Genomic DNA, 12,151 nt, shown 5'->3' with positions numbered 1-12,151 from the left:
AGCAGGTGGAGAAAATTTCTGAATTGACTTGTAGAAACTTTTAACAATGCTGAGCTTTCGCTTCGGCACCACAGCCTTTTACATAGCAGTAGTAAGTAGTAAGAAGTAAGTAGTAGTGAGTAGGAGTTAATAGTTATAAGTTAATAGGGCCCGGCATTAAGACAGAGAAAGAATACGGAATACAGAAAACAGAGAAAAAAGATTCGTCAAATCCTGGTTGCCAGAAACAAAGACGAGAATCAAATTTTATTCCAGCAATTGATTCTCGTCTGTATTATATTGACTAACTGCGCCTGATCTGCTGCCTGCTCACTGCTGTCTTCTGCCTGTCACTGCACTTTCGTAATCTTCAGCATATTCGTCGGAAGATGTAATTCAACAGGAATACTACCCGTATTAACGACCACGTTACCAGGTTTAAGAAAACCACGTCCCTGCAGGATCTGAATCTGGTCAGAAACGATATCATCGATACTTTCTTCTTCAGCATAAAAGAAAGCACGGACTCCCCAGCTAAGACTCAATTGTTTTACGAGGCTTTTCTCTTTGGTATAGATATACAACGGTGCACGTGGACGATAACTGCTAAGCATAAACGCAGTATATCCTGTTTGCGTCATACCGATTAAAGCATCTGCATTTGTATCTTCAGCGAGCTTACATGCATTATAGCAAATTGCGTCGCTAAGGAAGGTTGGAGAGTGAGGCAAAGGTTTTAAATCTTCTTCGCGATTGTAGCGGTATTCGTTTCTTTCAACTTCCAGGATGATTTTTTTCATCGTCTGTACCACCAGCACCGGGTGAATACCAGTAGCTGTTTCACCACTCAGCATTACCGCATCAGCACCTTCGAGTACAGCGTTTGCAACGTCTGTGCTCTCACTGCGGTTGGGCTTGGATCGTTCCATCATACTTTCCATCATCTGTGTAGCAACGATAACTGGTTTTGCACGATGGAGACATTTACGGATGATCTGTTTCTGAATCAGCGGAACCTGTTCAACAGGAAGTTCAACTCCGAGGTCACCACGCGCAATCATGATGCCATCCGATTCCAGAATGATCTCCCTGATATTAGTAAGGGCTTCCGGCTTTTCTATTTTCGCAATCACTTTTGTTTTGCTTCTTTTCTCCGCCAGCTTGCTCTTGATTATTACGATGTCTTTTACACTGCGCACAAACGACAAAGCCACCCACTCAAGGTCCTGGGCGATGATAAATTCGAGATCCACCAGATCTTTTTCTGTGAGCGCAGGAAGAGAAATTTTTGTGTCGGGAAGATTGATACCTTTTTTGCTGGAAAGGATACCACCGAGGATTACCTGTACTTTTACGTCACCTTCCTTTGTGATATCAACTACTTTCACTTCGATCTTTCCATCATCAATCATGATGATATTGCCGAGTTTTACATCTCCTGCAAGGTTGGGGTAGGAGACATAAATTTTTTCCAGGTTACCGACCACTTTTTCATTAGTGAAAGTGAGAATATCGCCTTCTGAAACCAGGAGTGAATTGCCTTCGATTTCCCCGATACGGAGTTTTGGCCCCTGAAGGTCACCAAGAATAGCAATGTTATAGGGTTCGGTCGAATTTATCTTGCGGATAAAATCGATGATTTTCGCTTTATCATCATGAGTGCCATGACTGAAATTGAGACGGAATACGTTTACACCGGCTTTAACGAGTTCGAGAAGCTTTTCATAAGTGTCGCATGCCGGGCCGACTGTTGCAACAATTTTTGTGCGGTGCACTGTATGTTCGAATCCAGCTTGCCTGTCCATACTCTGATGGAGATACTTCGATAAATTCTTGCTCATAATCGTAATTCGGTTAATATGCTACTATAAATGACTTAATAGCGTAATTGGTTACGCGGGTTGATGCTTTTTTTTCTGATTCGGCAACTAGCTGGCGAGGATCTTAACGATCTTCATCCATTCTTCGCTCACTTTTTGTTTCGCCTTTACTGCATTATTCAGGGGTGTATAATGCATTCGATTGTTCATGATGCCCACCATGACATTGTGTTTTCCTTCCATGAGGCATTCTACAGCAGAGTATCCCATGCGGCTGGCAATGAGGCGGTCGAGACAGGTAGGAGAACCGCCGCGTTGAATATGTCCTAATATGGCAACACGAACATCGAGGTTCGGCAATCGGCTTTTTATCGTTTTGGCTACTTCATTGCCGCCGCCGAATTCATCACCTTCGGCAACAACTACCAGGTTCACCAGTTTTTTTCTTTTTTCTTTTTCTTCCAGGGACGCCACTAACGCTTCCATATCAGTTTTCCTCTCAGGAATAAGGATATGCTCAGCCCCGGTGGCAATCCCACTATGCAAAGCAATATATCCTGCATCCCGGCCCATCACTTCGATAATGAAAAGGCGATCATGTGCATCCGCCGTATCGCGGATTTTATCGATGGATTCGATAGCTGTATTAACTGCTGTATCAAAACCTATCGTGAAGTCAGTTCCGGCAATATCTTTATCAATTGTACCGGGGATACCGATACATGGAATATCATATTCATTTGAAAAAAGCTGAGCACCGCGGAAGGACCCGTCGCCACCGATGATTACCAGGCCGTCAATGCCTTTTTTCTTCAGATTTTCGTAGGCTTTTTTCCGGCCCTGTGGTTCGTAAAATTCGAGGCAGCGCGCTGTTTTTAGAATGGTACCGCCACGCTGGATGATGTTGGCTACACTGCGGGAATCCATTTCATTGATGTCCGAGTCCAGCATACCCTGGTAGCCGCGAACGATGCCAAAAACATCCATTCCATAATAGCGGCTGGTGCGGACAACGGCTCTGATACATGCATTCATACCCGGTGAATCACCGCCAGACGTCAATACACCGATTTTCGTAACTTTCTTATGTGTTCCTTTCTTCGAATTCAATGGATCGATTTAAAGTATGCTAAATCGTTTAGAATATCTCCTATTTTTAAGGCGCGGCAAAAATACAGTTTTCCACAACTCCACCGGCTGAAGATACACCGGTTTTTAAACATAAATATACCCAAAGGGAGGGGAAGTGATATATTAAAAAATTAAATATTAGTGTTTTGTCAGATCAGAAAAAGAAGATTTTAGTGACCGGCGCAAACGGTCTGCTGGGCTCAAGCCTGGTTCCTTTGCTTGTCTGGCGCGGATTTGATGTGGTTGCCACCGGTCGCGGCGAAAATCGTGTGCTCGATCCACAATTGATTCGTTCCGGCAATATCCAATATGTTCCGCTGGATCTTCTTGATGGTGTTGATATCGAAAAAAAAATAATTTCGATGGCTCCCGACCAGATTGTACATGCCGGCGCGCAAACCCAGGTCGATTTTTGCGAACAAAACCCGGTCGAGTGCTGGAATACCAATGTAACGGCTACAAGGTTCATTATTAGTGCTGCTGAGAAAGTTAATGCCGGCCTGGTGTATGTTTCGACTGATTTTGTTTTTAGTGGAGAAAAGGGAATGTACAGGGAAGAAGACGATCCGGGACCGGTAAACTATTACGGTAGTTCAAAGCTTGCTGCAGAGAAATCGGTTATGGGTAGCTGTTTGAACTGGTCCATTGCAAGAACTGTTTTGGTGTATGGTAATTCAAAACTCTCCCATCGCACAAATATCCTGACCTGGGTCAGAGATGAGCTCACCAGGGGAAAAAGTATAAAAGTGGTAAATGACCAGGTGCGTACACCCACATTTGTTAACGATCTCGCAGAAGGTATATGTTTGATGATCGAAAAAAATGCTTCCGGTATTTTTCATCTATCCGGGAAGGATGTACTCACTCCCTATGAGATGGCTATTGCTGCTGCAGAATATTTTAGCCTCGACACAAGCCTCATTACTCCTGTGGATGCGTCCACCTTTTCACAACCTGCAAAACGGCCTTTAAAAACGGGATTCAATATTGATAAGGCAAAAAGAGAACTGGGTTATTCTCCAACAGCATTTTCTCTCGCGATAAGTAAAGCGTTTAACGTTTTACGTTCAACGTTCAACGTTTAACGTCAAGAAACACTTCCGCAATCATACACCTCGCACTGCCGCCACCGTTGGTTTCTATATTTTCCAGAGGAGAATGAATGATGGGATTGAAATGCTCAAGCTCTTTTACCTGCTCAGGATTCAATGAGTAATAGGCCTGTGAAGACATCACCAGGAATTTTTTGCCTTCCGCATTTTCTACCTGGAGCATATTGCCGGCAAATGACTCCATTTGTTTGTAGCTGATGGCAATGATTTTTTTACCTGATCGGTTAATCGATTCCGTTACTTCTGTTTTTTGTTTTTCATCCCTGATGGAATCAAGACAGATCACTACATATTTATCTGCCACACACATCATCACATTGGTATGATAAATTTCTTTACCCAGCGCATCAACTGAAATGAATGGTATGATATCAAAATCCATCTGTTCGCCAAAATCATTCAATACTTTCAGATCTGTGCGTGGAGAAAGACATGCATAGGCAATTTTATTGTCGCGATCAAGTACCATACTGCCAGTGCCTTCAAGAAATAAGTTATCCTCTTCGTAACCAGTCAGGTCAATGGTATCCGTTACCTGGAACCGACTTTTGATAGAGTCAATAACACCCTGCTTTCTTTCCTTTCTTCTGTTAGTCGCGAACATCGGATACAAACAGATGGTTCCTTTCGTATGAAATGAAATCCAGTTATTAGGGAAAATCGAATCAGGAGTATACGGTTCGGGTGTATCGTCAATAACATTTACATCCATACCATGACTTCTCAGTTTTTCCACAAGCATATCAAACTCCTTCACCGCAAGATCCTGTGCATTTGCGTCGTGCCCCGCCACCTGGAATGAATTATTCACTGCAGTTTCTGGATTATAGCCGAAATTAACCGGCCGGATCATCAATAAGTGAGATGTTGTCTGCATCTGAGTTAAAAGTTTAATGTAGAAAGTTGAAAGTTAGTTCATCGTTCATCGTTGAACAGCCCTTTGATGATTAAACGGAGCTGACTGAAAAGTTATTCATAGTCTATTAATCGTATGGTTGTAATGGTACGTTTGTAATCGTATGGTTGTATTGGTACGTTTGTAATTGTAAGGTTTTAATCGTAAGGTTTTAATCGTAGAGACGCCATGCATGGCGTCTCTACGATTAAAACAACATCAGCATCTCGTATACAATTACTACAACGTCAACATCTCGTATACGATTACTACAACATCATCTTCACGAATACGATTACTACAACATCATCTTCTCGCATACGATTACTGCAACATCATCTTCTCTTATACGATTACAACAACATTAAATTCTCGAATACGCTTACAACCACATCAGCATGTCGTATATATTAAGTTACCTGGAAATCGTATCTGTCAGAAAAACATCAACAACCTGGAATCAGGGTATAACGTTATACGTTAAACGTTATACGTTATACGATTAACGCATCACGTAACAACGGCATACTCATGCAATGAAATCCTCCTCTCGCACGTGAGAGTTCTGCAGAAGGCATCAGTATCAGGGTGTCTTTGATTTTATCTGTTGTTGTTTTGCCTGATTCAAGATCATCGATAAGTTCATCAGCTTTGATTACTGAGAAACCGTTTTCTTTAAACGCTTCGACTGTTTTATCATTCCTGTCATAACCTAACACTACGCCTTCTTTTAACGCCAGCAGGTTGCATGAATCGGTCCATTGTTCTCTTGCATCAAAGGGAAATTCATTGTTGCCTGAATAAATGAACTTCACTTTCTCCTTACAGCCAAGGTCGTTCTTACTCACATCAATCAACAGATCTTCCAGACTTTCAAAATGTTTCGGATGATCGATGTCCTTTTTGTTGAACTGAATGATCCGCAGTTTATCTTCTTTTTTACTTTCGGTAAGGATACGTTGTAAGGTATCCGCATCTTCTCTCCGCAAATGTTTTTTCGAGAAGTGACCCAGCATCACCCAAACATTTCTTTTTACCTGGGTAAATACAGTATCGATATGCATATAATCCCTTTTCTTGGGAATTCTTACAATGCTGATTTTCTTAACAACATTTTTTTCAAAGAGAATTTTAACCACCTGGTAAGCTGCTTCGAGACTCGTTCGTTCACTAACGCCTACGAGCAGGTGATCTTTCGTGACCACCATTACATCGCCACCTTCCAGTGTTACTTTACGGTCATCGCCATCTTTTGGCATCAGGAAATAATGAAACGTCTCCGGTAATTCGATGATATTATTCCTGTATTCTTTGAACAGCGGATGATTGAAGAATATATATTTCACCAGCAAGGCTTCCCTTGTCCGGGCTTTTTTTGCAGGCTTATTCAATAAAATAAAATCATTGATCACAATGCCGATATCCCTTGTAAAAATCAGGTTGGGTACAGGTGGAAACAACATCCTGTCATTGTCAAACGAACCTGTAATGAATATTTTAGCCAGGTGTTTTGCGTCTACTCCCGCAAGTTCTTTTTCCGTTTCATAAGAACAGCTTTCAATGGCACAAACAGAAGCAACCAATTTTCCTTTGATATCTTCCTGCTCCAATATTTCTGCAAGCAGCCATTGTAATTCGACTACTTTTTCGGACCGGAAAAAATCTTCATGATCCGGTTTATAGAAATTTCGTTTGTTCTTCGCCGTATCTACAGATTTTAATTTTCCTTTAATCTTCTCAGGATCCAGGAAATACAGCAGGATCTTGGTATAGAAATCATATTCTTTTCTCCGGATGGTATCCAGGTGAACGATATCTTCAAAAAGCCAGTCCTGTGCCTTTGATGGAACTACTTTGCCCAGTCCGCTATCCGGACTATGTACGAGCAGTCTTTTTAATGTACCGATTTCAGAAGCAACGCCGATTTGAAAGGATTTAGATTTTGACATAAAATGAAAAAATAAAGGGAAAAATAGAAAGTCAGGAACAGCAGATTCTTACCCTAGTCGGGAGAAAAACAAAGAGCGGCGATGCAGGGAGCCGCTATTAAATATGTGTGATGGCTGTTCAGCATTTCTGTTGATGAAGAACAAATGTAGGATTTTTTTAGGATACAGTAGAAGGTAGATAGCAAAGGTCATAGGCAATAGGTAATAGGTAATAGTGAACACGCATAGTAACAGCCAGTTGATAGTTCATAGTTGGTTAACATTAACGACAGTCAATTTTGCAAGGACTTTTTATCCCGCAGATATCGCTGATTTAAATACACACAGATGGACGCAGAAGCTGTCGCGCAAATAACCGTTTTAAATTGTAGAGATGTCATGCATAACTTCTCTGCGATTTAAAACAAGCTTTATGATTTAAAACAAGTTGATTTCACTTGCGCACGATTTATATTTCTGATTTCTTTTTTCATTTTTCATTTTTCAGTTCAGGATTTCCTTCCTGTATTACGTGTCCTTTATTCTGTATCATTCCCATGTCTTTTCCTTTCACAGATCCATAAGCAGAAATCAGTTTCATCCGCAAAAACATCTCTTCAGAGTACCATCCTTCTTCTCTTGTTTTGCGAATGACATCGAGGTGTTCTTTCGTTTGATATGCATAACACTTCATGTGATTTAATGACCGCCATATACTGAACGTGGCTTGTCGGATTGCAGGTGCTTCACCTGTACCTATTGAGAAAAGTAAACCTTCTGCCTCCCTGGATTTTTGATTTGTTTTTGGCACTTCTTTCCAGAATGCACGAAGTTTATTTAACCTGATGGTAGCCCGCGTAAATACAGCCAGCAGTTCAGTATTGTTTACATCGTCGCTTTTCTCCGCCGGTAATACTTTTCCGTCCCAGCTCCCATGACCGGAAAAAATTTTTAAGTGAAATATTGCCGTCTCACATCGGAAGAATTTTATCCAGCCGGAAATCGCTTTTCCGTACAATTTGCGGATCAAAGTATTTGAATCTTTGTCAATTCCGTATAGCACATCAGTTTTTGAAAAAGACATGATCACCCATTGCCTGGTATCGGGACGGAGATCGAAACTGCCATTCAGGCCGGTTCCCATCAATTTATAAAAAACGAAATCGTTTCTGCCGGAAAGAAAAAATCTGAAAAACATCATGGAGAAAAAGCCAGCGATCCCTGACAGTCGGGGATAGTTAATTATCGTGAAATGTACATACATGAATTATCGTTAAACACAATTTTACTAAAAGCATAAAAACAAAAAGCAGAAACGCTTGTGGAGATCATTTCTCCGGCGTTTCCGCTTTTGTATAAGTAAATATTAAAAATCAATTGTTCATTCTGAACATCATCCGGCCACCATTCTGCATTTCGCTCATCGGTTTAATGTCGTATCCCTTAGGAATATCGAAAACTTTGGCATCAATCTGAGGGTCGAGCTGCACTTTGGTAACGACTGAATGCATTTTCATGCCGTTGGATCTTTCGAACTCGTATTCCATCGGGAAACCAGGCAGCTGATCAAGACCGTTCATTCCGGCCATCATCATCATTCCGCGACCACTGCCGCCGCCGAGGCTGAATCCTTCCGGAAGTTTGAAATCGGGACAATACCAAACAGTGGTTTCGTTGATCTCCCCACGCTGCCCTTTGTTTTTCAGGATCGCTTTCCTGCAGGTATAGCCGGCGATTTTTTTGGTTTCATCAACATATTCAATTTCCGGTTTTGAAGGCTGACTTACCGGAATGCCAAGTTTGCGCAGGGAATCTGCACGGGCAGCGCGCACGGAATCCATACGACCACGCATGGCAGCTTCATCAGATTCTGTAGAATAGAAACCTGTTTTCCGACCCATAGCTTCGATCAGCGTCGTTGTCTTTTTATTTTTACGATCAACAATCGTGATATTATTTCCAAAATCTGAGGTGTTCTCTGTCTTGGTCATATCCGGCGTGTAATAGACTATAGTTGTTGCCTCCATTCCACCAGGCCTGGCCAGCATCACATTACCATCGCCCCCACCTCCGCCCGGGTTAGGATTTTCCGGGAATACAATCTCGGTCTGCATTTTAATGATTGCTTTATCAACCGTTTTTGTCTGACAATAAGCATAGGCGGCAAGAAACATACATGCTATCGTCAACAGGTATTTGCTCATCTGGATAAGTTTTTAACTTGAAGATTTCAAAGCTACAATTTGCAGACGTCATGCCAACCATATTTATGTAAAAGGCAGGCTGAATCGACAGCCTGCCTTTTAAAACCGTGCAGTTTTGTTATTTCATTGACGAATTACTCTGACAAAGCCAGTAATGGTATATGCGTGTGGTAAGCCAGTTTTTTTGTATGACTGGTTTTGAATAACCCTTCCAGGAAACTATGCCTTCGGGGCACTGTAATAATAATATCGGCCTGACGGTCCTGGGCAAAAGTGTTGATGGAATCAACAAAATCATACATTCTTACGAATGCATATTCCGGGTTGAATCCGTCGAGGATCTTATTCAGTTTGGCTTTCTCCAGCTGATATTCTTCAGTCAGTTCAACGTAGTGGTCGACATCAACATTAACCACATGTACTTTCGCTTTCACCATTTCGAGGAATTTTCTAAGTTCGGTTACAGGTGTCGTGTCGTCGACATTCTTGAAATCACTGGCGAATACGACATTATCAATTTCCCTGTACACATTATCCGGAGGAATTACCAGCACAGGCGCAATGCGATGGTTGATCACACTTAATGTCGTGCTGCCAATAAAAATTTCTTCCAGTTTTGTGGCTCCGTTAATACCCATAATAATCAGGTCAATAGACTGGTGATGGACCAGTTTCTCAAGGTTGTCGATCAGATCGCCCTCATGTGCAAGAATGGCGATATCCACGCCGGTACCCAACGATTCCAATTCAGCCTTCTGGGTTTTCAGTGTGGCGATAGCAAGATTATTCTTAGCATCTTCATCACTGTATACATCAGTACCTTCTTCTCCGGTGGTAACACCATCGAATACGTTGTATAGTACAACAGACGCATTTTTCACATCCCTTGCGAGCTGAACTGCATAGCGGGCGGCATTTTTCGCTGTGTCTGAAAAATCAGTAGGAACAAGGAATTTTTTCATGCTAGCTAGATTTACCTGGTTTAGTTACTGTTTAAAATAAAAAATTAAAATAGGTCAGATTCTACAAACTGCCAATGTCCGGCGAAAAAATTACCATGACAATTTTCCGGTCCGGAATAGCTTAAAAATTTCAGTACCCGGAAGGTAATAAAATCATTCACTATTTTCGACCCATAATCGATTGTCATGAAAAAGATTTTTCTCCTTTTTTCTCTTTGCCTTTCTTTACACGGTTTTGGTCAGCAGCCGGTGATCCAGGTGATTCCCGAACCTGCGGAGATCAGGACTGGTGAAGGTTTTCTTGTACTCAACCCGTCCTCGTCAATTTCCGTTCCTGATGGTAACCCCGCTCTTGCCAAAGCTGTTGAAAATTTTGCTTTACAGCTATCCGGCGCTACGGGGTTCCGTATTCCTGTGAGATCTGGTGGTGCGAATACCCGTAATGTGGGTAATATTAATATCGAACTGAATAAATCTGCTGATGCGACCCTCGGAAATGAAGGATATAAACTTTCTGTGACCAACGCCGGCGTGAATATTACGGCCAACAAACCGGCAGGAGCATTTTATGCGCTCCAGACGATTCTTCAGCTATTGCCAAAAGAAGCGGTGAGCAAAACACAGGTAAAAGATATCGAATGGAAGATCCCGGTAGTTGAAATCACCGACTACCCACGTTTTGGATGGAGAGGCCTGATGTTCGATGTATCCCGCCACTTTTTTACCAAACAGGAAGTAAAAGATTTTATTGACGATATGGTTCGTTACAAGTACAATCTTCTTCACTGGCACTTAACCGACGATGAGGGTTGGCGCATTGAAATTAAAAGCTTGCCAAAATTAACCGAGGTGGGGGCATGGAATGTAAAACGTACCGGCCATTTCGGAAACTTCGTACCTCCGACAGATGCAGAACCCCGCAATTACGGCGGATTTTACACCCAGGATGATATTAAAGAAGTCGTTCAGTACGCTGCTGACCGTTTTGTAAATATTCTTCCTGAAGTAGATATCCCGGGCCATAGCCTGGCGGCCATTGCTTCCTATCCTGACCTCTCCTGTACACCAGGAGCTGACAAGTACCGCGTACGCTCAGGCGAAAAGATCATGGACTGGCATGCGAACGGATTTACAGCTTTGATCGACAATACACTTTGTCCTGCCAATGAAAAGGTGTATGTATTTCTTGATAAAGTATTTACAGAAGTAGCTCAGATATTCCCGTTTGAATACATACATATGGGGGGTGATGAGTGCGCAAAAAACTTCTGGGAAAAAAGTCCGCAGGTAAAAGCACTCATGCAAAAGGAAAAGTTGAAAGACATGCATGAAGTGCAGGCTTATTTTGTAAAAAGGGTCTCAAAAATCATTACATCCAAAGGAAAGAAAATGATCGGCTGGGATGAAATACTGGAAGGTGGTGATCTGCCAAAAAGCGCTACCGTGATGAGCTGGCGTGGAATGAAAGGTGGAATTGAAGCCGCGAAAATGGGTCATGACGTGGTGATGACGCCAACCACTTTTGTTTACCTGGATTATATGCAGACAGACCCTGCTATTGAGCCACCGGTATATGCAACTCTTCGTTTGAAAACAACCTATTCTTTTGAGCCGGTTCCGGATGGCATCGATCCAAAACTGATCCGGGGCGGCCAGGGTAATATCTGGACAGAACAGATCTACAATACGCGTCATCTTCAGTATATGGTTTGGCCGCGTGCATTTGCCGTTGCCGAAGTGCTGTGGTCTCCAAAAAGCAAGCGAAATTTTGAAAGCTTCGTTCCTAGAGTAGAAGCGCAGTTTGCGAGATATGATCTATTGAACATGAAATATTCACCGGCACTATACGATCCGCTGGTGAAAGTGAAAAAGGGAAGTAATAATGAAATGCTGGTGGATTTTGACCGGGAGCTGAATAACCTGGATATCTATTACAGTTTTGATAATTCCTTCCCGGATAAGTTCTATCCAAAATACGACGGCACTTCTATTCCGGTTCCAGTCGATGCATCAAATCTGAAACTGATAGCGTACAGGGATGGAAAGCCAGTCGGAAGGTTGATTACCCTGACGTCGGCCGAGATGAGGAAAAGAGCAGGAATTAAATGATACAGTTGACG

The 12,151-nt window shown here is 42.2% G+C and carries 9 protein-coding genes; 2 read left to right on the top strand and 7 right to left on the bottom strand.

Annotated features, from left to right (window positions below; genetic code table 11):
* Positions 1 to 329: 329 nt before the first annotated feature.
* Positions 330 to 1,820, bottom strand: a complete 1,491-nt coding sequence (pyk, locus tag P2W82_RS04710) for a pyruvate kinase (RefSeq protein WP_336514690.1) — start codon at positions 1,818 to 1,820, stop codon at positions 330 to 332.
* Between the two features lie 87 nt (positions 1,821 to 1,907).
* Entirely contained in the window at positions 1,908 to 2,909 is a 1,002-nt protein-coding gene (gene pfkA / locus P2W82_RS04705; RefSeq protein ID WP_336514689.1) for a 6-phosphofructokinase, read from the bottom strand.
* Positions 2,910 to 3,076: 167 nt separating this feature from the next.
* Here pfkA and P2W82_RS04700 point away from each other — a divergent pair, with 167 nt between their 5' ends.
* Entirely contained in the window at positions 3,077 to 4,015 is a 939-nt protein-coding gene (locus tag P2W82_RS04700) for an SDR family oxidoreductase (protein ID WP_336514688.1), read from the top strand.
* On the opposite strand, the gene ctlX is transcribed toward P2W82_RS04700, so the two are convergent.
* The 5 genes from ctlX to P2W82_RS04675 form a co-directional block, all read right to left on the bottom strand.
* On the bottom strand, positions 4,005 to 4,919 hold the full coding sequence (gene ctlX / locus P2W82_RS04695; RefSeq protein ID WP_336514687.1) for a citrulline utilization hydrolase CtlX: 915 nt from the start codon (positions 4,917 to 4,919) through the stop codon (positions 4,005 to 4,007). The genes P2W82_RS04700 and ctlX overlap by 11 nt on opposite strands.
* A gap of 512 nt (positions 4,920 to 5,431) precedes the next feature.
* Positions 5,432 to 6,886, bottom strand: a complete 1,455-nt coding sequence (locus tag P2W82_RS04690; RefSeq protein WP_336514686.1) for an arginine deiminase family protein — start codon at positions 6,884 to 6,886, stop codon at positions 5,432 to 5,434.
* A 469-nt stretch (positions 6,887 to 7,355) separates the two neighbouring features.
* A complete protein-coding gene (locus P2W82_RS04685) occupies positions 7,356 to 8,129 on the bottom strand; it encodes a spheroidene monooxygenase (protein WP_336514685.1) in 774 nt (257 codons plus the stop codon).
* Positions 8,130 to 8,238: 109 nt separating this feature from the next.
* On the bottom strand, positions 8,239 to 9,069 hold the full coding sequence (locus tag P2W82_RS04680; RefSeq protein WP_336514684.1) for a DUF4412 domain-containing protein: 831 nt from the start codon (positions 9,067 to 9,069) through the stop codon (positions 8,239 to 8,241).
* Positions 9,070 to 9,203: 134 nt separating this feature from the next.
* Positions 9,204 to 10,031 (bottom strand): universal stress protein, encoded by an 828-nt coding sequence (locus P2W82_RS04675; protein WP_336514683.1) that lies wholly within the window; start codon positions 10,029 to 10,031, stop codon positions 9,204 to 9,206.
* A gap of 186 nt (positions 10,032 to 10,217) precedes the next feature.
* On the opposite strand from P2W82_RS04675, the gene P2W82_RS04670 reads away from it, so the two are divergent.
* On the top strand, positions 10,218 to 12,140 hold the full coding sequence (locus tag P2W82_RS04670) for a beta-N-acetylhexosaminidase (protein WP_336514682.1): 1,923 nt from the start codon (positions 10,218 to 10,220) through the stop codon (positions 12,138 to 12,140).
* The last annotated feature ends 11 nt before the right edge of the window (positions 12,141 to 12,151 follow it).

The organism is Pollutibacter soli (assembly GCA_029269725.1).
Lineage (GTDB): Bacteria > Bacteroidota > Bacteroidia > Chitinophagales > Chitinophagaceae > Pollutibacter > Pollutibacter soli.
This window is presented reverse-complemented; position numbering and strand designations above follow the sequence as displayed.